This window comes from Candidatus Poriferisodalis sp., from assembly GCF_965205175.1.
Classification (GTDB): domain Bacteria; phylum Actinomycetota; class Acidimicrobiia; order Acidimicrobiales; family Poriferisodalaceae; genus Poriferisodalis.
Window position 1 is genome coordinate 73,564 of record NZ_OZ242038.1, and the last position, 22,566, is coordinate 96,129.

A 22,566-nucleotide genomic window follows, 5' to 3' on the forward strand; every position below is an offset into this window, starting at 1 on the left:
CAGCGTTGCGGCTTGTATTCGAGACCGGCGTCTGCGTCATCTCGGACAGTTCATCCGTGGAGGCTGCGCCCCGTGAGCGACAGCATCGTCTCGCCGAACAGCTCCGACAGCGTGGGGTGCGGCTGCACGAGCGCCGCCACTTCCGCGACGGTGGCTTCCCAGTTGACCGCGAGATAGCCCTGACCCAACTGCTCGGTGACCCATGGCCCCATCATGTGAACACCCAGGATGCGCCCAGCGGCGCCGTCGGGCTGCCGCTCGGCCACGATCTTGACAAGACCTTCAGTGTCGTTGACGATCATGGCGCGCGAGTTGCCGCTGAAGCGGTGCTTGGAGACCACCACGTCGAAGCCGGCCTCGCGGGCCGCCGCCTCGCTGAGCCCCGCGAAGGCCACCTCTGGGTGGCAGTAGATCGCCCACGGCACGTTCGCGTAGTCGACCGGCGCAGGCGACTCGCCGAGCATGTCCTGGGTTGCGACTATGGCCTCCGCGAATCCCACATGAGCAAGCTGGGGAGTATCGGTAAGGTCGCCGATGGCGTAAACGCCGGCCATGGAGGTGCGGCACATCTCGTCGACCACGACGAAGCCACGCTCGTCCAGCTGGACCCCGGTGTCGTCAAGGCCGAGGTGATCCGCGAACGGACGGCGGCCGACCGATACCACCACCGCATCGACCTCGACTGACTCGGGATCAACGGACGCGGGCTCAGCGGCACCAGCACTGCTTGGGTTAGCCCTGCCGGGTCGGGACGCCACGCTGTAGTACACCGTCGTGCCGGTGGCGTCGCCAGTTACAGCGTCACTGCCTTTGGGGGTGTGTCCGGTCACCTCGCAGCCCGTGCGCACCGTGATTCCTCGCTTGGCGAAGGCACGAGCGAGTGCCTTGGCGATGTCGGCATCGACGCCCGGAATGATCTGCGGCGCGTACTCGAGCACGGTGACCTCAGCGCCGAGGTCGGCCAGCATCGAGGCGAACTCGCAGCCGATGGCGCCCCCGCCGATCACGGCCACGCGGCTGGGCACCTGTTCGAGGGCCAGAACCTCGTCGGACGTCATGACCAGCGTGCCGTCGCGCTCGAATCCCTGCAGCGTCCTCGGCACCGAACCGGCTGCGAGCAGGACATGATCGCCGTGCAGCGTCGCTTCGGCTGAGTTGCCCGAATCGACGACGACCGACCGGTCGGCGCACAGCCGGCCCGTGCCCTCGAAGACGGTGACCTTGCGCCGCCGCAGAAGGCCCTGCACACCCGTTTCGAGACTGTCCACGATGCGCTGCTTGCGGGCTTGCGAAACACCGAAGTCCAGCACCGGCGGCTCGACGTTGACGCCGAAATCAGCTGCTTCGCAGACGGTGCGCCACACGGCTGCGGTCTCCAGCAGCTCCTTGGCCGGAATGCAGCCGCGGTGCAAACACGTGCCTCCTAGCCGGTCACGCTCCACCAAGGCCACGCTCATGCCCGCAGCCCCGGCGTACAGCGCCGCGCCGTACCCCGCGGGGCCACCCCCGATCACCACCAGGTCGAACCGCTCAGTACCGCTCGCCCCGCCAGTTCGTGCGTCGCCTGCCATCGCGTAACGAGGGTACGCCGCCAAGCGCAGTCGCCCGCACGAACCCTCCGGCGGCGCCCATTGGTTCCCAGTGTTCCAGCCAGCACCGTGCAACCGGCATCACGGGCCAACAACATCCATAGGTGACGCGCCGAGCTAGAGCTAGAGCGCGATGAGGACTTGGACTGCGAACGCAACGAGGATGAGCAGGCCGGTGGCGAGCGCTAGGGCGATGAGTGTTCGCGTGCTCACGGAATCGACGGTAACCCGCGGCAGCGGCCGGGAGCAGCGAGTGGCGGGGCGCGGACAATGCTCGGCGCTCGGCAGTGTCGGCAAGTAGGCACGGTCGGCGGTGTCGGCAGACGGGCATGGGCGGGTGCGGCAGCAGGGGCGGGCGCGGTGGCTGGGTGCCAGTCCGTACTGGCGGTAGCGTCGTCGGGGTGACGAGTTCGGTGCGCCGAGCGGCTTTCTGGGGTGCGGTGGTGTTTGCTGCTGCAGGAATGCTGGCTGCGACCGCTGGGTGCCAGAGCGATCCCGGTGGTTCGACGCAGGTGACCGCTGCGGCGACTTCGCCAGATCAGGCGATCGCCACCACTGCACCCGCCTCCACACGTGACGACGGCACCACTGCATCCGGCTCGACTGCTGCGCTCCCCGACGGCGGCAGCACTGCGCTGCCGGGCGACGGCACCGAAGACGCAGCGTCCACCGAGCCTGCGGCAGCGACCGCAACGACTGCCCAGGTGCCTGCTGCCACCGAGACCCGGCCCGAGATCTTGCTGCTGGCAGGGGCGCAGCTCGACGGGCAGCCGTTCGACCTGGCCACCACCGCGGGCAACGACATTCTTCTGTGGTTCTGGGCACCATGGTGATCGTCGTGCAATCGAGAGGCGCCTGCGGTCGCAGAGCTGAAGTCCGTCCACGGCGACGAACTGCACATCGTCGGCGTGCCCGGCGGTGACACCCAGCACGCTTACCGAGGCTTCGTTGCCAAGCACCGCCTGAGCGACATCCCTCAGGCCGCGAACCTCGGCGGCGACCTGTGGGTGCAGTTCGGGGTGACATCGCAGCCGCGGTGGATCCTGGTGCGCGCCGACGGCACCATCGAACGCGGCAGTGGCACTATTCCCGACAACATCGTCGCCGACGCGCTGTCGCCGGCCTGAGCAGGTACTGGGCCAACAGCCGACAGTCAGGCAGTGACGCAGATGGGCGAGCGCAGCAGGCAGCGAAGCGTGAGTGCGGAGCGGCTCATCGCCGCGCCGGCAGAACGCATCTTCGCCGTGCTGACCGATCCGAGCCGCCACTGCGAGATCGACGGCTCCGGCACCGTCTCGCGCCTCGTCTCCGGCGATGCTCCGCTCTCGCTCGGCAGCACCTTCTCGATGAACATGAAGCTCGGCATCCGTTACACCATCAAGAATCGGGTGCTGGAATTCGAGGAGAACCGCCTCATCGCCTGGGCGCACTTCTACGGCCATCGCTGGAGATTCGAGCTCGAGTCGCAGCCAGACGGCGGCACGCTGGTACGGGAGACGTTCGACTGGTCAACGGCGCTCTTGCCGTGGACTATCGAACTCATCGGCGCACCTCGCAAGAACCATCCGGCGATGGAGCAGACGCTCGAACGCCTGGAGACGCTCGTCGCCGGAGACTCCACCGAAGACCAGCCGAACTAGTCGGGCTCTACCACCATCACGTCGTCCAGCGCCTCCTCCAAGCGCCGATGCAAGTCCGCCAAGGAGCGGTCGTCGGCTCTGCGAACCAGGATCGCCTCGTCGCAGTTGCGCAAGAACCACGTGTCGCGCCGCCGCATCGCCTTGCCGAACGCCTCCCCGTCGATGGGGGCAGCCGCGCTCAGCACGAATTCACGCATTGCTCGGCCTCGCAGTTCGGCAAAGCGCCGGCGTGCAGGTCCTCGCCACCGACGCTCGACGCCCTCGAAGGCGAGCACCGCGACATACGGCACGCCGGCCGCGAGCGCGGCCTCGGCACCGAGCGTCTCCGCCCCGAGGCCCAGACCGGTCGCCACAAGCAGGTCCGGGTGCATCTGACGCTTGGCTGCCAGCACATCGCTGAGCCGGCGAAGCACGCGGCGAGACGTGGAGTTCTCGTCGTAGCCGCCGAGTTCCGGCGGGCGGTGGCCCAGGATCGCCAGCACATGTCCGGTGATTTCACGGTTCGCGCGGTTCGGGCTGCCCGACGTGCGCCCCCGCGACCGCCCGCCCGCCGATTCCGGCCGGCTGTCCCTCGCTGCGCGTTCGGCTGCGGCACCTGCAGCGCCTGCGCACTCGCGCGTTCGGGGGTCGACAAGCTGATCCAGCACGTCGTCGCTGAACCGCCTGCCGCTGCGTCCCTCGCGAGCACCAGCGGCAGCCACGGCCAGCAGATCGGCGGCAGAGTTCAGGCGCTGCCCTGCGTGGCCCTTCACCCAGGCAAAAGTGACGTCGCCCCTGCTCAGCACCGCATCGATGAACGGTTCCCACAAGTCACGGTTGGCCACCGGCTTGCGTGCCGAGTTCAGCCAGTTGCGCCGATGCCAGCCCTTCCACCACTCGTCGGTGAAGCACTTCACCACGTAGGTGGAGTCGCTGACCACACGCAGCGGCCCGTCCAAGTCCGCCACGGCCTGCGCCGCCGCCGCGACCTCCATGCGCTGATTGGTGGCGGACGGCTCGTACCCGCTGGCCCACGGCCCGCCGTCGACGACGTAGGCCCAGCCGCCCGGCCCGGGATTGCCCAAGCAGGAGCCGTCGGTGAAGACCTCCAGCGCCGAACCGTTCGGCTGCTGACTCATCTCGGGTCCCCGTTCGTGCGGTCTGCGGGTGCTGGCTGCCTCTGGCTCATCGAGATGCGAGACTAGAACCCATGCTCTTCGACGGGCTGCGCGAGCAGATCCCCGACATCGACCCCGAGGAAACCGACGACTGGCTGCAGTCGTTCGCGGCAGTCGTCGAGGAGCGAGGCAAGAACCGCGCACGCTTCCTGATCCGTCGGCTCATGTCCAAGGCGCGCGAGCTGCAGGTCGACTTTCCCGCCACCGTCTCCACCCCGTACATCAACACCATCGCGCCGGAGGCCGAGCCGTGGTTCCCCGGCGACGAGGAGATCGAGAAGCGTCTGCGGGCCTTCATCCGCTGGAACGCCGTGGCCATGGTGACCCACGCCAACTCCTGGGCGGACGGCATCGGCGGCCATCTGTCCACCTTCGCCAGCTCGGCAGCTCTCTACGACGTGGGCTTCAACCACTTCTGGCACGGCAAGGACGACGGCGAACCCGGCGACCACATCTACATCCAAGGCCATGCTGCGCCCGGCATCTATGCCCGGGCCTACCTCGAAGGCCGCCTCGACGACACTGACCTCGAGCACTTCCGTCGCGAGATCGGCCGGACGGGGTTGTCGTCGTACCCGCACCCGCGCCTCATGCCCGAGTTCTGGGAGTTCCCGACCGTCTCGATGGGACTCGGGCCGATCATGGCGATCTACCAAGCTCGCTTCAACCGCTACCTGCACCATCGCCGCATCGACAACACCGCAGCCTCCAAGGTGTGGTGCTTCGTGGGCGACGGCGAGACCGACGAGCCCGAGACTCTCGGCGCGCTCCATCTGGCGGCGCGGGAACGGCTCGACAACCTGATCTTCGTGGTCAACTGCAACCTGCAGCGCCTCGACGGGCCGGTGCGCGGCAACGGGAAGATCATCCAGGAACTCGAAGCCAACTTCCGAGGCTCGGGCTGGAACGTGATCAAGGTGATCTGGGGCGGCCGCTGGGACGAGCTGCTGGCTCGCGACCGCGACGGCGTGCTGCTCAACAAGATGAACGACACCATCGACGGCGAGTACCAGCGCTACTCGGTGGAGAGCGGCGCATACATCCGCGAGAAGTTCTTCGGACCCGATCCGCGATTGCGCAAGATGGTCGCACATCTCTCCGACGAGGAGCTGCAGACGCTCCCCCGTGGCGGCCACGACTACAAGAAGCTCTACGCGGCGTACCGAGCAGCGATGGAGCACGAAGGCAGTCCCACGGTCATCTTGACCAAGACGGTCAAGGGCTGGACGCTGGGGCCCGACCTGGAAGCCCGCAACGCCACGCATCAGATCAAGAAGCTGAGCCGCGAACAGCTCCTGACCATCCGTGAACGGCTGCGGCTGCACGCTGAGATCGACGCCGATTTCGATCCCGACGATCCGCCGTATTGCCGGTTCGTTCCTGGCAGCGCCGAGCACGAGTACCTGATGGCTCGCCGCAAGGCACTCAACGGACCGCTGCCCAAGCGGATGCGCAACTGGTGCCGCAAGGCGCTGCCGATGCCGAGTTCGGCCCCGTTCTCGGAGTTCGCGGCCGGCTCCGGCGAGATGGCGGTGTCGACCACCATGGCCTTCACCCGCATGCTGCGGGCGATGACCCGCGAACCCGGTTTCGGCGAACGGGTCGTGCCGATCATCCCCGACGAAGCCCGCACGTTCGGCATGGACTCGCTGTTCCGGGAACTGGGCATCTACGCCAGCCAAGGGCAGCTCTATGAACCGGTGGATCACGACCTGCTGCTGTCCTACACCGAGCACATCGACGGCCAGATCCTCGAAGAAGGCATCACCGAGGCGGGGGCGCTGGCCAGCTTCACCGCCGCGGCGACCTCCTACGCAACTCGCGGCGTGGCGATGGTGCCCTTCTACACGTTCTATTCGATGTTCGGCTTCCAGCGGGTGGGCGACATGATCTGGGCGCTGGCAGACATGCGAGGGCGCGGCTTTCTGATGGGCGCGACTGCTGGTCGGACGACGCTGATGGGCGAAGGCCTGCAGCACCAGGACGGTCACTCGCCGCTGCTGGCCTCGGTGGTGCCGCCTTGCCAGGCCTACGACCCGGCGTTCGCCTACGAGCTTGCGGCCGTGGTGCAGGACGGGATTCGCCGCATGTACGGCGACGGCGAGGACGTCTTCTACTACCTGACGATCTACAACGAGAACTACATTCAGCCGCCGGCACCGGACGACCTCGCGGTCGGCGACTTGCTGGCCGGGCTGTACCGCTATGCCGTGCCTCCCACGGGCCGCGCCCATGGCGGCACCATCCTGTTCTCCGGCTCGGCACAGGGAGCTGCGCGGGCTGCGGCGGAGCTGCTCGCGGCCGAGCACGACGTCGGCGTCGATCTGTGGAGTGCTACCTCGTACAAGGCGTTGCGGGAGGAGGCGCTGTCGTGCGAGCGCTGGAACACCCTGCATCCTGAAGATCCGCAGCGCTTGCCCTTCGTCACCCGTCAGCTGGCGAACGGCATCGGCCCAGTCGTCGCCGTCACCGACTTCATGCGTGCCGTGCCGGACCAGGTGTCGCGCTGGATCGGCCGCGACTACACCTCGCTGGGCACCGACGGCTTCGGGCACAGCGACACCCGCAGCCGCCTGCGGGAGCACTTCGAGACTACGGCCGAGCACATCACCGTCGCGGTGCTGTGGCGCCTCGCCGAGCTGGGCGAGATCGACGCGTCGTTGGTGACCGAGGCCATCAAGCGCTACGGACTGGCGACCGACAGCGCCGATCCATGGTCGCCTTCGGTGCATTGAGCGGCGTCTCGCAATCGGTGTCTCAGCCACCGTCAGCGCTCGGCACACTGGCTTGATGTCCAGCGACGGCTCGCGCCCGATCCCGTGCCCGCAGCGATGGTTCGACGATTACGAGGCCGGCGAGCGCTTCACGTTCGGTTCAGCGACCGTCGACGAAGCAGAGATCGTCGAATTCGGGCGCAGGTTCGACCCGCAGCCGTTCCACATCGATCCGGCAGCTGCTCGCCACAGCGTCTACGGCGGCCTGATCGCCTCGGGCTGGCACACCGGCGCCATCATGATGCGGCTGCTGGGCGAGCATCTGCTGGGGCCTTCCAGCATGGGTTCGCCCGGCCTCGACGAGCTGCGGTGGCTGGCGCCGGTGCGTCCCGGTGACTGCCTGACGCTGACGGTCGAGGTGCTGGAGGTTCGCCCGAGCCGGTCCAAGCCCGACCGGGGCATCGTCAAGATGGCCCACGAACTCGTCAACCAGCACGGCACCACCGTGCTGCGAGCCGTAGCCAACATGATGCTCGCCCGCCGCCCCTGACGTTTTCGTCGGCAAGTCTCGAACGCCGGTGCCGGCTCGCAGACGCGAACTACAGTCTGCACTCGCCGTTGCTGGCAGTTGCGGAGGGAGCACATGCCCGAGTACGCCGATCCCGCTAGCGCTTTGCCAGACGAGGACATTCGCTGTGCGAAGTGCGGCTCAGCCATGGTGCGTCGAGTGGCCAAGAAGGGCAAGCACGCGGGTAACGAGTTCTGGGGATGCTCGACGTTTCCGAAGTGCCGCTCAACGGTGACGGTGCCGGAGGTGTGCCCGTTCAGCAGCGCGCCGCCCGAGCCGCTGTCAGGGCAATCGGGGCTGTTGAACAAGGCGCGCGGTACAGCAGATCGCATCTGGCGCTGGCGTCTCGAACTCGACGAACCCGATGCGAACGACCGCTGGGATCCTGAACACCGCCGGAGAGTTCTGCCGTATCTGCACGATCGCGACAAAGGTCATTGCGGCATCTGCGGTGGCTTGATGAAGCTCAAAGGAGCGCACATCGAGCACATCGTGCCGAAACGGTTCGCCGTGTTCGAGCTCACCTCTGAAGGCATGGCGCAACAAGGGGCGTACTACACCAGCGAACTGCACAGAATGAACAATCTTCAAGTCGCTCATGCGCGCTGCAACAGGAACAAAGGCAACACCCCTGACATCCGCCAATGGCGGCATCAGACCATGGAACCAAGGCCCGTGGCCAAGAGCAAGGACGGCCGAGTGCTGCTGTTGCCGCTGCCTGAGCCAACACATCGCTGAGCCGGCACCGCTTCACATCGGCGCATCGTCGACGAAGCCGGACACGACCGACACCCGCTGCCAGCGTGCCGACCAGCGGTGCGATGCGCAGCGCCTCAGATGAACACGACGAAGCCGCCGGGTGCGGAGCGGCTAGGCGTACTGGGCGGCGGCTTGGTGTTCTAGCCAGCCGAGCAGGATGGCGATTGCGCGGGGGTCGTGGCGAATCCGATGATCGGCGCCGTCTATGAGGCGCAGCTCAGCGCTGGGATGTCGAGACGCCAAGTGTCGTGCCTCTTCGTAGGGGACCTGGCGGTCCGCGATGCCGTGCAGGATCAGCAGCGGCCGGTCGGCGAGCTGCGTCACGGCATCGATCGCCTTGTTCTGCTTCAGCTCGCGGTTCCATGCGCTCGCCGAGCGCGGGAAGGTCTCAGACCGGATCACGCCCACATCTCGGCAGTGCTGCAGAAATGCCCTTGGATCACTCGCCCAGTCGTCGAAGTCAGCCCTGGGCGCCATTGCCGCCACCCCCCGAACGCGCGCATCGCTTGCGGCGGCAAGCATGGCCACCGAGCCTCCCGTGGTGGAACCCACGAGCCACACACCGCGGCAGCCGTCTTGGAGAACCTGCTCCACAGAACGTCGGACATCGTCGATCCAGCCGAGCAGCGAGAAATCTCCTTCGGATTCGCCGCAACCTCGCATGCTGACTGCGAGCACGGTCCAGCCCTGCGCGTCGGCGATGCGCTCAGCAAACAGCTGGTACGTGCGATTCGGCGTGTCAGGTCGCTGCTTGGAAGGGAACCCGTGACACAGCACTACAGCGGGTCCGCTCCCTGTCGAGCGGGCCGGCCGGATCATCAGCGCGGCAAGCCGGGGAGCGCCTTCGATGGTGATCTCGGAGACTGTCGTGCTCACCGCACGCTCCAAGCAGACGGCACCGCGCTCAATCGGGCTCAACGAGGCTGCGACGAACCGCACAGCCGCGACAGGCGATAGCCGCGGTTGCGCGCCTCTCGCAGCTCGTCGGGGCCGAACGTGGCGTACGACTGCGTTGCCACGATGTCTGCGACGGCCCGGACAAGGCGTTCGACAACGGCCGCGTCATCCGATGCTGTCTCCAGGTCGTAGACGACCTGGCTGCGCTTGTCGCCTACGAAGCGGCGGCCTGCAAGTTCCCTGGGGGCGTCGATTCGCCGGAGGTCCATGCGCACATTCTGCCGTCCGGGGCGCGCTCCGCTCGCCGCGGGCTCAGCCATCCTCGTCGCAAGCGCGGCCTCCATCAGGTTCCGCGGCCGCGAGTGCGCCGATGCGACGCAGGTACTCGAGGTGTGCGGCCGCTACGGCGTGGACCTGCTCGAGCGATACCTCAATTCCGTCTCGACGCAGGCCGCGATACAGCTCTGCGATAGAGGAGCGATCCTCGGTGACGCTGATGCCTGTCGTCGCCACGCTCGCAGGCGCACTATCGACGGCCTCCGCGGCACCCTCAGATACGGGACTCGCTGACGCAGCGCTTGCTGCCGCGGCGGTATCGGACGCGGCACCCTCGGGCACTGCCATCAAACGCGCGGTGTCAGCCGATGCAGCCGTTTGCGACGCGGCGAGGTCGTGCATCGTGTCCGACGCGAACTGCAGCTGGTTGAGATGCGCTCGCAGGAGCGTCTCCAGTTCGCTCGGTCCCAGCCCTGCGGCAACATCGAACGGCAACAGATCCGAGACGAACTGCGCCGCTTCTGCCAGCCGCCACACAGGCTCGCGGCGTTGGCGGCCCAGCCGCTGCGCCTGTGAGCCCACCACGCCGGCGGCAACGACGAAACCGATCACCAGCGAGATGACCACCACCGCCACGATCACGGTTGACTCCTCGGCCGCCCACCGCGCTCAGGCATCAACCAAGAGCATCAACACGAGCATCGACCCAGAAGTCGGTCGTGAAACGAGAACGTTGCGCCAGCCTCTGCGCCCGGCAAACCGTACACCTGAGCGCAGCGACCCACGCGCTGCAACGCCGCGCGGCCCCGCCGGTGCGTCCGCAACCGATGCGCCGGCCGCTGACAGCGCCTACAGCCCGATGCGCTGCGCCAGCAGCTCCCGGTGGTATGCGGGATCACCGAAGATCAGCTCGGAGCTCTTCGCGCGCTTGAAGTACAGGTGCGCTGGGTGTTCCCAAGTGAAGCCGATGCCGCCGTGGATCTGGATGTTCTCCGCAGCGCAATGGAAGTACGCCTCCGAGCAGTACGCCTTGGCCAGCGAGGCCACCGACGGCAGCTCGTCGTTCATCTCCGATGCGCACCAAGCCCCGTAGTACGCCGCCGACTTAGCCGACTCGACCTCGAGCAGCATGTCCGCGCACTTGTGCTTGATGGCTTGGAACGAGCCGATCGGCCGGCCGAACTGCACACGGTCCTTCGCGTACTGCACGGCCATGTCCAGCACGAACTGTGCGCCACCGACCTGCTCGTTGGCGAGCGCCACCGCAGCTAGATCGAGCACCTTGTCGAGGTAGGCGAAGTTGTCGGTGTCGCACAGGTGCTTCGCAGGCGTGGCGTCGAACGTGATGCGCGCCTGTTTGCGAGTCTGATCCATGGTGGCGAGGTTCTCGCGGCTCAGCCCGGCCGCGTCACCCTCGACGGTGAACAGGTGAATGCCGCCGTCGCAGCGCGTCGCCACCACGAACAGGTTGGCAGTGCCGCCGTCGGTCACGAACATCTTCTCGCCGGAGATCGTCGCCGAGTCGCCGGTGTCGGTGGCCTCAGCTTCGATGCCATCGGCGTCCCAGCGTCCGCTGACCTCGGCCAAGGCCAAGGTGGCGATGATCTCGCCGGAAGCGATGCCTGCGAGCAGCTCTTCTTTGGCCTTCTCGTTGCCTGAGTGCAAGATGGCGTTGCCGGCCAGCACCACCGTGGAGAAGTAGGGCGAGCACAGCAGGCTGCGGCCCATCTCCTCGAGCACAATGCCGAGCTCGACGTAGCCGGCGCCCTGACCGCCGTACTCCTCGGGAATGATCAGCGCCTGCAAGCCGAGCTGTTCGGCCATCTGCGTCCACACGGCAGGGTCGTAGCCCTCATCGGTCTCCATCAGCTCTCGCACCGTGGCTTCGGGGGACTTCTCCTCGAGAAATGAACGGACGAAGTTGCGGAGCTCTTCTTGCTCCTCGGTGAATGCGAAGTTCACGGACGCGCCTCCGGGCTGGTGCCGCCAGTGCAACCCAGCACCAGCGCAACGGTCAGGCGAAGTTCTATCACGCCCGTGTCGCGACGGCTCAGCGATCGCAACGAAATCTGTCGCAGTGCCAAGCGACAGCTGTGGTAGCGTCGCCACGAGTAGCGATGTCCAGCGCCCCCACGACGCCGAACGGCCGAGGCATCAGCCGGTGGGTCCGCAGGCCCCGAGCAGGCGTTGGACGTGAATGCGGTGGGTCGCCAGACCCGTGGTCGGCAGGCGCCGAGTCGGCCAGCACCGGTTCAGCAGCCTCCGGGTTTGTGGCCGGCGTCTGTGGTGCAGGTATGGCGCTGGCGTTCGGCGAGCTGGTAGACGCGCTGGCGGAGACGATTCCTTCGCTGGTGGTGGCAGTCGGCGAAACCTTGGTGGACTACTCGCCGGACTGGGCAGTGCGGCTCAGCATCGAGCTGTTCGGAGAGAACGACAAGACCGCAGTGGCAGCCGGCATCGTCGGGCTGACCTTGATCATCGGCGGTCTGCTGGGCGCTTCCGCGATGGCACCCCGACGCCGTTGGTTGCAGGTCGCCGGCTTCGCCGGGTTGGCTGTCATTGGCGGCTGGAGTGCTGCTCGCCATCCCCTGAGCCCGTTCGTGCGCTCATGGCTCGTCGCCGTGGCTGCTGCGTTGCTCGGCTACCTCACGCTGACACTGCTGTCGCGCGTTGCCGTGACCCGAGGCGACTTGGGGCGCAGCGGCTCGTCGCTCGCACGCAAGGGTCCCGCGGGCGTAGGTCCCCCAGCCCATGAGCCTGCCGACATCGCTGCTCCCGACAACGGCGCTGATCCGGGCTTCAGCCCGCAGCTTGGACCGACCCCCGGAACGAGCCCGGACCCCAGCCGTCGGGCATTCCTGCGCAGCGTCGGCAGCGCAGCAGTGGCGGCCGTGGGCCTCGTCGCACTGGGACGGGTCCTGCGAGGTCCCTCGGCGGCCGAGACCGCTCGAGCGGGCATCAGCCTGAATCCCTCGACGCCACCCTCAAGCCCGGCCTCGATTCCTCCCGGCATTCCTCCCACCAGCACCTCGGCCGCCGGCACCCCGAGTTCGACCGCGCCGACTGCCACGACGGCGGCACAGCGCAGGCTTGCCGCCGAACTCGCATCGTTGGAGACGCTGGACGAGGTCGAAGGCATATCGACCTACCTGACGTCCAACAGAGACTTCTACCGCATCGACACCGCGCTGACCGTGCCGCAAGTAGACCCCGCAACCTGGCGGCTCCGGTTCACCGGCATGGTCGATCGTCCGTACGAGCTGACCTTCGACGAGATCCTGGCGATGGACCTGCAAGAGCGCGTGATCACCCTGTCGTGCGTGTCGAACCCGGTCGGCGGCAGTCTCGTCGGCAACGCCGTGTGGACCGGTGTCCCGCTGGCCGACTTGCTCGACCGCGCGGGCATACGCCAAGGTGCCGACCAAATCGTCGGACGCTCGGTCGACGACTGGACCGCCGGGTTCCCGACCGAAGTGGTGCGCGACGGCCGCAACGCGATGCTCGCGGTCGGCATGAACGGAGAGCCGCTGCCGACCCAGCATGGCTTCCCCGCGCGGCTGCTGGTGGCTGGGCTGTACGGCTACGTGTCGGCCGTGAAGTGGGTCGAGGAGATCCGCCTCACCACGTGGGACGGATTCGACGGCTTCTGGGTGCCTCGAGGGTGGTCCAAACGCGGACCCATGAAGATCCAGAGCCGCATCGACGTGCCCGGCCGCGGCACCCGCCCGGTGGCCGGCTCGGAGACGTCGATCGCGGGCATCGCTTGGGCGCCGACACGAGGCATCGGCACCGTGGAGATGCGCGTCGATGGCGGCCCGTGGCAGCGCTGCGAACTGGGCGAAGCGATCAGCGGCGAGACATGGGTGCAATGGCACCGGCGGTGGACCCCCACTGCGGGCACGCATGTGCTGCAAGTGCGCGCCACAGACAGCGCCGGAACCGTCCAGCCCGAGGGTCCCGTCGATGTCCGACCCGATGGCGCCGAGGGATGGCACCGCATTGCCGTGCGGGTGGACGCCGCCTGAACGCGGCAATACGGCAGCATCGTGACACGTCCGCCGGCCCCGTGGCCGATTGGCACCTTGGCACCGTGCCATAAGATGCATCCATGGCTCTGCACTGGTCCGCCACCGGCATCGAAGTACACAAGCATGTGGTGCGCCCGCTTGAAGGCGACCTGCCCGGCGGCTTCCCAGACGACTTCGACAACAACGTCTTCACCATTCGCTGCACAGCGACTGGCGAGGCCATGCTCATCGACGCAGCCAACGAGCATGAGCGCCTGCTCGAGGTGTGCCGGCGCCTCGGCGTGACCAAGGTGGTGGAGACCCACGGTCATTGGGACCACATCCAAGCAGTGCCGGCAGTGCGCGAAGCGGGCATCAAGGTGGGCATCACCGCACAGGATGCGTCGATGCTGCCGAGCTACGACTTCATCCTCGAGGACGACTCGGTGATCGAGCTGGGGCGTCTGCGAGTCCGCACCATTCACAATCCGGGCCACACCGAGGGCTCCATGAGCTTCCACGTGGAAGGAACGCCGCTGCTGTTCACCGGCGACACGCTGTTCCCTGGCGGGCCGGGCAACACCAGCTTCGGCGGCAATTTCGACCAGATCATCCGCAGCATCGAGGATCGGATGTTCTCGGCGTTCCCGGCCGACACCATGGTGCTGCCCGGCCACGGTCTCGACACCACCATCGGCACCGAGTCGCCGCACCTGCAGGAGTGGATCGACCGAGGCTGGTAGCCCGCGCCGCAGCACTCGTCGCAGCTGCGGGCTGTATCGGCCTAGCCGGTCGCCACTCGGCGGTTCAGGGATCTGAACGCCATGAAGAACGTCACGACAGCGAGGCCCGCAATTGCCCCGGCGCCCTTGAGGATCATCGCAGCATTCCAGCCATCGAAGAGAATCGTGCGCATCGCTTCCAACAGGTAGGTCACCGGATTCCACCCCGCCACTGCGCGGAGCCAGCCCGACATCAGCTCTCGCGGCAGGAACGACGGCGTCAGAAATGCGAACGGGAAGAAGATCAGGAACGACGAGTTCACAGCTGCAGGGTTCCCGGTGCGCAACGCCACGGTGTACGGGATGCCGCTGTAGGCCAAGCTCCAGGCAATGGACAGCAGCAGGAACACCAAGAGCCCCAATACCCCCGTCTCGAACCACACACCGAAGACCAGGCCCATGGCCACCACGAAGAGCGCCAAGCCCAGCGCCATGACGACATCGGCCACCATGAGTCCGAACAGCAGTGTGGTGCGTCGAATGGGGGTCACCAGCATGCGGTCCAGATAGCCGGACTGAATGTCGATGACCAGAACGCTCGCCCGGGAAATGCCAGTCACCGCGAAGATGATCGCAACCGGCAGCTGGAAGCCGCGGTAGTCGAGGCTGACGTTGCTGCCCGCCGGCGCCTGGCCTTCGACGAACGACTCGAGGGCGCCCGTGTTGACGACGAAGAAGAACACCGGGATGATCAGCGCCGGAATGACGAACTCGGGTTCGCGCATCACGCTGCGGATCGCGCGCCGCGAGATCGTCGCGATGTCGGTCAGGAAGCTGACGCGGCGCGTGAGGCCGCCGCCGGCAGTCGAGGCTCGGTCCGGTGCGATGTCAATCGCGCGGTCGGTCATCGGACGCCTCCCGCCGAGGTCTGCTGCCGCAGCTGCGCGTCGACGGCGGCGTTCGATGCTGTGCCCAACCCTGCTGGGCCGCTCGCTGCATCAGCACCGTCAGCCGCAGCCTCTTGGGCAGCGGACATGCGATAGCCGGTTGCCTGCAGGAACACGTCGTCCAGCGATGGGGTGCGCACGGTGAGCGCCGTCGGATGCACATCGGCACCGGCCAATGCCACGGCCACAGCACCTACCAGTCCTGCGCCGTTTGCAGCGGAGATGGTGATGCCGCGTCGGCCGGCTGTCACGCCGTCGGCGCCGTCCACCTCTTGTGCGACCTCGGCTGCGCGTGCAATATCCCGCGGCGCCAGATCCACCACGATGACATCGGCGCCGACAGCCCGCTTCAGCTCCGCAGGCGTTCCTTGCTGCACGATGCGGCCGTCGGCGAGTATCGCCACCCGATCGGCCAGCGCATCGGCTTCCTCCAAGTACTGCGTCGTGAGGAACACGGTCACGCCCAGTTCGTCGTTCAGCCGGCGCACCTCCTCCCAGACCTGCGCCCTGCTGGCAGGGTCCAGCCCGGTGGTGGGTTCGTCCAAGAAGATGACCTCGGGCGCGTGTATCAGCGAAGCCGCGAGGTCCAGCCGGCGCTTCATGCCGCCGCTGTAGGTGGAGATGCGAGCATCGATGGCGTCGCCGATGTCTGCGAGATCGATGGCGTTGTCGATGGAAGCTGCCCGATCCGCCGGCCGCAGTCCGTACAGTCGCGCCTGCAGATCCAAGATCTCTCGGCCGGATTGCTTCTCGTCGAGCGCCGACTCCTGCATAGCGACGCCGATGCGAATGCGCACTTCGCCCGGATGTTCTGCGATGTCGTAGCCGGCAACTCGCGCCTTGCCCGCGGTAGGACTCAGCAGTGTGCACAGCATGCGCACCGTTGTGCTCTTCCCGGCCCCGTTCGGTCCGAGGAATCCGAAGATCTCGCCTCTGCGGACCAGCAGATCGACACCGTCGACCGCGCGTTTGGCGCCGAAGTCGCGCACCAGCCCGTCGGCCTCGACAGCCGGCGGCGCCGCAGGTCGGCTCGGCTCGGACACTCGCGGCAGGGTACCGATTGGCGGGCTGCTCAACGTCTGAGTGCTGAGCAGTCACGCAGCACTGCTCGACCCCGCAGGGCAGGCCCCTCGTGGCGCCACGTCGGGCTACGACAGCGGCGGCAGCACGTCGACGTGACGCGTCGCGGTCTCCCAAGCGTGGGCCAGCTCCAGCACTGAGCGGTCGGCACGGTGGCGACCAACCAGCTGCAAGCCCACAGGCAGGCCGTCGGCGGTAAAGCCGGCGGGCACCGAGATGGCCGGGTGCGTAGTGACCGTGATGTCGCTGCACGAGCGCATCCAGTCGATGTAGGTCTCGAACTCGACGCCCTCGATCTGCGTGGGGTACTCGAGGTCGACATCGAACGGCGGCACTTGGGTGGTGGGACAGGCCAAGAACTCGAATCCGTCGCCGTCAGACGACATGAATTCGTGTACCCGAGCGAACAACTGCGTGTGGCGGCGACAGGCGTCGCCATAGTCGGCCATCGACATCGCGAGTCCTCGGCGGATGTTCCAGACCACCGACTCTTTCATCTCGCCTCGGTGGGCCGCATCTCGGTGGGCCTCGAGCAGCGGCCCGAAACCTACGGCGAACGCCCATGCCCGGCGCGCATGGAAGATCTGCGGAGCGTCGGTGAGGTCCGGCCACGCCTCGACCACCTCGCAGCCCAAGTCCGTCAGCGCATCGGGCACGTGCGCGGTCGCTGCTCGCACGGCGGGGTCGACGGGCAGCCCGCCTGCATCCGGCGACCACGCCACTCGGACGCCCTGCACATCCCGCTCCAACGCATCGGCGAAGGCCGTCGGCGATTCCTGGATCGACACCGGCGAACGGTCGTGGGGACCAGCCAATGCCTGCAAGTAGAACGCCGCATCTGCCACGGTCCGGGCCATCGGACCGTCGACCGCCAACGGGAACCAAGCATCTGGCGATGTCGTCGACGGCACCCGTCCCGGCGAAGGCCGGAACCCCACGACGTTGCAGAACGCTGCCGGATTGCGCAACGAACCGCCCAGATCGGACCCGTCGCACAGCGGCAGCATCCGTGCCGCCAGCGCCGTCGCCGCTCCCCCGCTGGACCCGCCGCAGGTCTTGGAACGGTCATAGGGATTGCGCGTGATGCCGAACACCGGGTTGAACGTGTGCGAACCGGCGCCGAACTCCGGCGTATTGGTCTTGCCGACCATGACCGCGCCGGCTGCCCGCTGGCGCTCGACCACCAAAGCGTCGGCGTCGGGCACGAAATCGGCAAACAGCGGCGAGCCCATGGTGGTGCGAACACCTGCGGTCATCGCCAAGTCCTTGTGCGCAACCGGCAGCCCGTGCAGCAGACCCAGCGACTCGCCTCGGGCATGCGCCTCGTCAGCCGCCGTAGCGCGCGCTGCGGCAAGCTCGGGCGTGAGCGTGACGATGGCGTTCAGGGCGGGGTTGACCTGCTCGATGCGCGCGAGGTGCGCAGCGAGCAGCTCGCGCGCCGAAATCGCTCCGTTCGCCAGCATGGCGGCCATCTGCGTGGCCGTCATCCCGCAGATGCCGAGGTCGTCGTGCGTTCCCGAGTTCATGGCGTGCCGGCGCTCATCGTGTACTCGTGTTCACGGGATCATTCGACCACAAGCGCCGCCTAGGTTGCAGGCTATGAGTCAGTCATTCGCCTCCGGGTTCAGCGACGAACATCGTCGCACCGGCCAGACCGTGGAACTCTTGACCACGCTGATCCGCAACGAGTGCGTCAACGACGGCACGCCCGAGTCCGGCGGCGAGGTCCGCAATGCCGATGCCATTACGGCCTACTTGGACGGCGTCGGGCTGGACCTCGAAGTGTTCGACGCGGCGCCGGGCAGACGGTCGCTCGTCGCTCGCATCGAGGGCTACGACCCTGCAGCACCCACGCTGTGCCTCATGGGCCACACCGACGTGGTGCCGGTGAACCCCGACGGCTGGAGTCGCGAACCGTTCAGCGGCGAGCTGATCGACGGCGAAATCTGGGGCCGCGGCGCGGTGGACATGCTGAATCTCACCTCCTCCATGGCCGTGGCCTTCCGGCATCTGGCGGCAACCGGCTATCGGCCCAAGGGCGACCTCGTCTACTTCGCCTGTGCCGACGAGGAAGCCGGGTCTGCCTTCGGCGCTCGCTGGATGGCCGAGCATCACCGCGACGCCATCAGCGCCGACTACGTGCTGACCGAGAACGGCGGACTGCATTCGGGGCCGCGCGACGCTCCGTTCATCGGCATGAACGTGGGAGAAAAGGGCGTGGCCTGGCGGCGACTGAGAGTGCGGGGCGTGCCCGGCCACGGCTCACGGCCCTTCCGCCAGAACAATGCGCTGGTGACCGCAGCTGCTGTGGTACACCGCATCGCGAACTACCGCCCGCCGCCGAGGTTCCACGAGCTGTGGCGCGAGCAGGTAGACACGCTCGGCGTCGACGAAGACACCCGGGCCATCCTGCTCGACGAGAGCCGCATCGAGGACTGGCTGGACGCTCATCCCAGCGCGTCGACGGCCGCACACCTTTACTCGTGTACGCATACCTCGTTCTCGCCGAACGTGATCGGGGCACCCACCTCGATGAAGACGAACGTGATTCCCGACCACGTCGACGTCGAGGTGGACGTGCGGACACTGCCCGGCGAAGCTGCGAACGACGTGCAGGCACATCTCGACGAAGCGCTGGGCGACCTAGCCGACGAGGTGGACGTCGAGATCATCATGAACGATCCGGCATCGGTCAGCCGAGTCGACACACCGTTGTGGGACGCACTGCAGATTGCGGTCGGGCGGCGCTTTCCGACCGCCCGACTGACGCCGCAGCTCATCATCGGGTTCACCGATTCTCGCGTGTACCGCGACTTGGGCGCCGTCGCGTACGGCGCAGGGCTGTTCAGCCCAGATCTGGACAGCAGCGACTACGGCGCCCGGTTTCACGGCAACGACGAGCGCATCGATCTGGAATCGCTCGCGCTGACCACCCAGCTGTGGCTCGACGTGGTCGACAGCCTCTGGAGCTGAAACCTCGGGAACCGGCAGCCGCCGTACACTGCCTGCGATGGCAGCGGGCGATGCTGCGCCGGACGCCGCATCCGGTGTACCCCTCTTCGAGATCGACAGCTTGGGTGTCCGGGCAGTCGAGGGTCCCCAGATCCTTCGAGGCGTGAACCTGCTGGTCCACGAGGGCGAATGCCACGCCGTCATGGGTCCCAATGGGTCCGGCAAGTCCACGCTGGCCACCACGATCCTGGGATCGCCCGAGTACGAGGTGACACGCGGCGAGATCCGCTACCGCGGCGACGACATCTCCGGCTGGGACCCGGACGCCCGCTCCAAGGCCGGCCTGTTCTTGGCCTTCCAGTATCCGCAGCACATTCCGGGCGTTTCGGTGCGCAACTTCCTGCGTCAAGCCGTGTCGGCCCGGCGCGGCGAGGACGTGTCCGCCATCGAGATCTACGTCGCCATGGGCGAGTGGATGTCGCGTCTGGGCATGGACGAGTCGTTCATGGACCGCTACCTCAACGAAGGCTTCAGCGGCGGTGAGCGCAAGCGGAACGAGATCTTGCAGCTGGCGTTGCTCGAACCCGATGTAGCCGTACTCGACGAGACCGACTCGGGCCTCGACATCGATGCGCTGCGGGTGGTGGCGACCGGCCTGCAGCAGGTCCGCGCTGAGCGGCCTCGGATGGGCGTCGTGCTCATCACCCACTACGAGCGATTGCTGGACGAGATCGAGCCAGATCGCGTCCATGTGCTGATCGACGGCCAGATCGTCGCATCAGGCGGCCCCGAGCTGGCTGCAGAACTCGAGCGCGACGGCTACGAGCCATTCGAATCGAAGGCCGCCGCGTGAGCCCAGCGGCGGGCAACAGCAGCGGCAGCCGCTGCATCGACGCAGCGGTAAAGGCGCAGTTCCCGCTGTTGGAGCGCAGCGTCCACGGACGTCCGATCGTCTACTTGGACTCTGCAGCGACTTCGCAGAAGCCCACCGCCGTGCTCGACGCCATGGACGACTACTACCGCAGCGTCAACGCAAACGTTCACCGCGGCGCCTATGAGATCGCGACCGCCGCCACCGAGCTGATGGAGCGTGCCCGAGCCGACGTAGCCCGTTTCATTGCAGCGCCCCACAGCAGCGAAATCGTCTTCACGAAGAACGCTACCGAGGCCATGAACCTGGTAGCCCGGTCTTGGGGCGGCGCCAACCTCGGGCCCACCGACGCCATCGTGCTCACCGAGATGGAGCACCACGCCAACATCGTGCCGTGGCACATCCTGGCTGCCGAACGAGGCTTCGAGATCCGCTGGATCCCGATCACCGGTGACGGCTGCTTGGACCTGTCACACATCGACCGCTTGCTCGACGGGGCGAAGCTGCTGTCGGTGACGGCGATGAGCAATGTGCTCGGGACGCTCAACCCGATCGCCCACCTCGCCGAAGCCGCGCACGACGCAGGTGCGCTGATCTGCGCGGATGCCAGCCAGTACGTTCCGCACCTGCCCACCGATGTCACCGAGCTGGGCGTCGACTTCATGGCGTTCACGGGCCACAAGATGTGCGGGCCTACCGGCGTGGGCGTGCTGTGGGCCCGTTCGGAGCTGCTCGAGACGATGCCGCCGTTCCTCGGCGGAGGCGAGATGATCCTGGACGTCACCAAGGACGGCTTTCGCCCCAACACGGTGCCGCACAAGTTCGAGGCAGGCACGCCACCGATTGCCGAGATCGTGGGCCTCGGCGCGGCCGTGCAGTACCTGAGTGGACTGGGCATGGATGCGGTGCGCGCCCATGAAGTCAGCCTGACCGGCTACGCGCTGCGTACGTTGGCCGATCGCCACGGCGACGACATCACCGTACACGGGCCTTCCGAGCCGGCCCAGCGCGGCGGTGTGCTGTCGTTCGCCTACCGTGACGTGCATCCCCACGACATCTCGCAGGTGCTGGACCAGAGCGGCGTGTGCGTGCGCGCAGGTCACCACTGCGCGAAACCGCTGATGCGCTGCCTCGGCGTCGGTGCCACCACCCGGGCTTCGATGTACGTGTACAACGACACCTCCGACGTAGATTCCCTGGCGGAGGCGCTGGACGAAGTCGGCGCGCTGTTCGGCCGCTGAGACTGCCAGATCAGGGCGAGACGAGGCGAGACGAGATCCCATGGCTGGGCTTGAGGACCTGTATCGGGAGATCATCCTCGACCACTACCGGAACCCGCGTCACCGTGGGGAGCTGGAGTGTCCCCCCGCGCGCCGCAGCGAAGGATTCAACCCGCTGTGCGGCGACGAGATCGTGCTGACCTTCGAGACGGACGGCGACACGGTCTCGGATCTGCGCGTCAGCGGTCAGGGCTGCTCCATCAGCCAGGCGTCAGCCTCGATGATGTCCGCCGCGGTGATCGGCAAGTCGACCGCAGAGATCCGCGACCTCACGCGGGCGTTCAAGGCGATGATGTCCATTCACGAGGAGTCCATCGGCGGCGACGGCAGCGAATCTCTTGGCGGCGCCGGCGAGCACGCGAACGGCGATCCCGCCGGGGAGCAGCCACGACTCGGCGACCTCGAGGCGCTGCGGGGCGTCGTCAAGTTCCCGGTGCGCATCAAGTGCGCAACGCTGGGCTGGAACGCACTCGTCAGCGGCCTCGACGAGCTTGCTGCATCCGGGCTGGCTGAATCCGGGCTTGCCGAATCGCCCTAGCGCGGCAGCTACCAGCGATGGCCGGGCGGGACGCCGGTCATCCACTCAGAGATGCGACGTGAGGTGCCCGGCGTGGTACCCGGCGGCAGCTCGTCAGGCGGATAGAAGGCCACTTCGGCGATCTCCGAAGAGACCGACTCCTCGATGCGCCAGTCGGTGACCACGAATACGACGATGTGATCGCTGCGGCGCCCATAGCGCGACGAATAGACCCCGAGCACGCTGCGAGGCGCCTCTGCGACCACGATGCCGGTTTCTTCTCTCAGCTCCCGAGCAGCCGCCTCCGACAGCGTCTCGCGGGGCTTGACGCCGCCGCCGGGCAGGAACCAGCCGTCCCGATACGTGTGACGAACCAAGCAGACCCGGCCCTTGCCGTCGACCGCCAAGCCGCGCACGCCCAGCGTGACACGTGCCGGCCGCAGACGCACCCAAGCCTCGAAGAGCTGATGCAGCAGACGGCGCGCGCCAGGCTTCGGTTCGATCGTGCCTTCCACCATGGGCAAGGCCGCGGCCCGCTCGGAACGATCCTTGTCTCGGTGGCGCCGCCTCAGGCGCAGCCAAGCCATCGA

General features: G+C 67.2%; 21 protein-coding genes and 1 pseudogene. 12 read left to right on the forward strand and 10 right to left on the reverse strand.

Features of this window, described 5'->3' with window-relative positions:
• Positions 1-50 precede the first annotated feature (50 nt).
• Positions 51-1,571: a dihydrolipoyl dehydrogenase gene (locus ACOGI4_RS00300; RefSeq protein WP_419841966.1), complete on the reverse strand. Its 1,521-nt coding sequence runs from the start codon at positions 1,569-1,571 to the stop codon at positions 51-53.
• A gap of 419 nt (positions 1,572-1,990) precedes the next feature.
• Here ACOGI4_RS00300 and ACOGI4_RS00305 point away from each other — a divergent pair, with 419 nt between their 5' ends.
• The 3 genes from ACOGI4_RS00305 to ACOGI4_RS00315 all read left to right on the forward strand — a co-directional run bounded on the left by ACOGI4_RS00305 (position 1,991) and on the right by ACOGI4_RS00315 (position 3,229).
• Positions 1,991-2,422 (forward strand): hypothetical protein, encoded by a 432-nt coding sequence (locus ACOGI4_RS00305; protein WP_419841967.1) that lies wholly within the window; start codon positions 1,991-1,993, stop codon positions 2,420-2,422.
• A 75-nt stretch (positions 2,423-2,497) separates the two neighbouring features.
• Positions 2,498-2,716, forward strand: coding sequence for a hypothetical protein (locus ACOGI4_RS00310; RefSeq protein ID WP_419841968.1), 219 nt, complete (start codon positions 2,498-2,500; stop codon positions 2,714-2,716).
• Between the two features lie 69 nt (positions 2,717-2,785).
• Positions 2,786-3,229: an SRPBCC family protein gene (locus ACOGI4_RS00315; protein WP_419841969.1), complete on the forward strand. Its 444-nt coding sequence runs from the start codon at positions 2,786-2,788 to the stop codon at positions 3,227-3,229.
• Here the strand turns inward: ACOGI4_RS00315 and ACOGI4_RS00320 are convergent.
• The gene (locus ACOGI4_RS00320) at positions 3,226-4,347 is read right to left on the reverse strand and encodes a ribonuclease H family protein (RefSeq protein ID WP_419841970.1); all 1,122 of its coding nucleotides are present in this window, start codon (positions 4,345-4,347) and stop codon (positions 3,226-3,228) included. The genes ACOGI4_RS00315 and ACOGI4_RS00320 overlap by 4 nt on opposite strands.
• A gap of 71 nt (positions 4,348-4,418) precedes the next feature.
• Here ACOGI4_RS00320 and aceE point away from each other — a divergent pair, with 71 nt between their 5' ends.
• The 3 genes and pseudogenes from aceE to ACOGI4_RS00335 all read left to right on the forward strand — a co-directional run.
• A complete protein-coding gene (gene aceE, locus ACOGI4_RS00325) occupies positions 4,419-7,121 on the forward strand; it encodes a pyruvate dehydrogenase (acetyl-transferring), homodimeric type (protein ID WP_419841971.1) in 2,703 nt (900 codons plus the stop codon).
• Between the two features lie 55 nt (positions 7,122-7,176).
• The gene (locus ACOGI4_RS00330) at positions 7,177-7,650 is read left to right on the forward strand and encodes a MaoC family dehydratase (RefSeq protein ID WP_419841972.1); all 474 of its coding nucleotides are present in this window, start codon (positions 7,177-7,179) and stop codon (positions 7,648-7,650) included.
• Between the two features lie 144 nt (positions 7,651-7,794).
• Positions 7,795-7,902 (forward strand): annotated as a pseudogene (locus ACOGI4_RS00335) (topoisomerase DNA-binding C4 zinc finger domain-containing protein); the annotation flags it as partial.
• 636 nt (positions 7,903-8,538) lie between these two features.
• Here the strand turns inward: ACOGI4_RS00335 and ACOGI4_RS00340 are convergent.
• From ACOGI4_RS00340 to ACOGI4_RS00355, 4 genes are all read right to left on the reverse strand, one after another.
• The gene (locus ACOGI4_RS00340) at positions 8,539-9,303 is read right to left on the reverse strand and encodes an alpha/beta hydrolase (RefSeq protein ID WP_419841973.1); all 765 of its coding nucleotides are present in this window, start codon (positions 9,301-9,303) and stop codon (positions 8,539-8,541) included.
• 38 nt (positions 9,304-9,341) lie between these two features.
• Positions 9,342-9,593 (reverse strand): hypothetical protein, encoded by a 252-nt coding sequence (locus ACOGI4_RS00345; protein ID WP_419841974.1) that lies wholly within the window; start codon positions 9,591-9,593, stop codon positions 9,342-9,344.
• 43 nt (positions 9,594-9,636) lie between these two features.
• On the reverse strand, positions 9,637-10,242 hold the full coding sequence (locus tag ACOGI4_RS00350) for a hypothetical protein (RefSeq protein WP_419841975.1): 606 nt from the start codon (positions 10,240-10,242) through the stop codon (positions 9,637-9,639).
• Positions 10,243-10,449: 207 nt separating this feature from the next.
• Positions 10,450-11,562, reverse strand: coding sequence for an acyl-CoA dehydrogenase family protein (locus ACOGI4_RS00355; protein WP_419841976.1), 1,113 nt, complete (start codon positions 11,560-11,562; stop codon positions 10,450-10,452).
• A 332-nt stretch (positions 11,563-11,894) separates the two neighbouring features.
• Here ACOGI4_RS00355 and ACOGI4_RS00360 point away from each other — a divergent pair, with 332 nt between their 5' ends.
• The gene (locus ACOGI4_RS00360) at positions 11,895-13,625 is read left to right on the forward strand and encodes a molybdopterin-dependent oxidoreductase (RefSeq protein WP_419841977.1); all 1,731 of its coding nucleotides are present in this window, start codon (positions 11,895-11,897) and stop codon (positions 13,623-13,625) included.
• A gap of 83 nt (positions 13,626-13,708) precedes the next feature.
• Complete coding sequence (locus tag ACOGI4_RS00365; protein WP_419841978.1) at positions 13,709-14,350, forward strand: MBL fold metallo-hydrolase; 642 nt, start codon at positions 13,709-13,711, stop codon at positions 14,348-14,350.
• 41 nt (positions 14,351-14,391) lie between these two features.
• Here ACOGI4_RS00365 and ACOGI4_RS00370 read toward each other — a convergent pair whose 3' ends face one another.
• From ACOGI4_RS00370 to ACOGI4_RS00380, 3 genes are all read right to left on the reverse strand, one after another.
• The gene (locus ACOGI4_RS00370) at positions 14,392-15,237 is read right to left on the reverse strand and encodes an ABC transporter permease (protein WP_419841979.1); all 846 of its coding nucleotides are present in this window, start codon (positions 15,235-15,237) and stop codon (positions 14,392-14,394) included.
• Entirely contained in the window at positions 15,234-16,319 is a 1,086-nt protein-coding gene (locus ACOGI4_RS00375; protein ID WP_419841980.1) for an ATP-binding cassette domain-containing protein, read from the reverse strand. The genes ACOGI4_RS00370 and ACOGI4_RS00375 overlap by 4 nt, the downstream gene beginning before the upstream one ends.
• A 105-nt stretch (positions 16,320-16,424) precedes the next feature.
• The gene (locus ACOGI4_RS00380; RefSeq protein WP_419841981.1) at positions 16,425-17,882 is read right to left on the reverse strand and encodes an amidase; all 1,458 of its coding nucleotides are present in this window, start codon (positions 17,880-17,882) and stop codon (positions 16,425-16,427) included.
• Between the two features lie 73 nt (positions 17,883-17,955).
• Between ACOGI4_RS00380 and ACOGI4_RS00385 the strand changes: the two genes are divergently transcribed.
• The 4 genes from ACOGI4_RS00385 (at position 17,956) to sufU (ending at position 21,997) form a co-directional block, all read left to right on the forward strand.
• A complete protein-coding gene (locus ACOGI4_RS00385) occupies positions 17,956-19,329 on the forward strand; it encodes a M20/M25/M40 family metallo-hydrolase (protein WP_419841982.1) in 1,374 nt (457 codons plus the stop codon).
• Between the two features lie 91 nt (positions 19,330-19,420).
• Entirely contained in the window at positions 19,421-20,161 is a 741-nt protein-coding gene (sufC, locus tag ACOGI4_RS00390; RefSeq protein ID WP_419843052.1) for a Fe-S cluster assembly ATPase SufC, read from the forward strand.
• Positions 20,158-21,420: a SufS family cysteine desulfurase gene (locus tag ACOGI4_RS00395; protein ID WP_419841983.1), complete on the forward strand. Its 1,263-nt coding sequence runs from the start codon at positions 20,158-20,160 to the stop codon at positions 21,418-21,420. Before sufC ends, ACOGI4_RS00395 begins: the two co-directional genes overlap by 4 nt.
• A gap of 40 nt (positions 21,421-21,460) precedes the next feature.
• The gene (gene sufU, locus ACOGI4_RS00400) at positions 21,461-21,997 is read left to right on the forward strand and encodes a Fe-S cluster assembly sulfur transfer protein SufU (RefSeq protein WP_419841984.1); all 537 of its coding nucleotides are present in this window, start codon (positions 21,461-21,463) and stop codon (positions 21,995-21,997) included.
• 8 nt (positions 21,998-22,005) lie between these two features.
• On the opposite strand, the gene ACOGI4_RS00405 is transcribed toward sufU, so the two are convergent.
• Entirely contained in the window at positions 22,006-22,563 is a 558-nt protein-coding gene (locus ACOGI4_RS00405; protein WP_419841985.1) for an NUDIX domain-containing protein, read from the reverse strand.
• Positions 22,564-22,566: the final 3 nt, after the last annotated feature.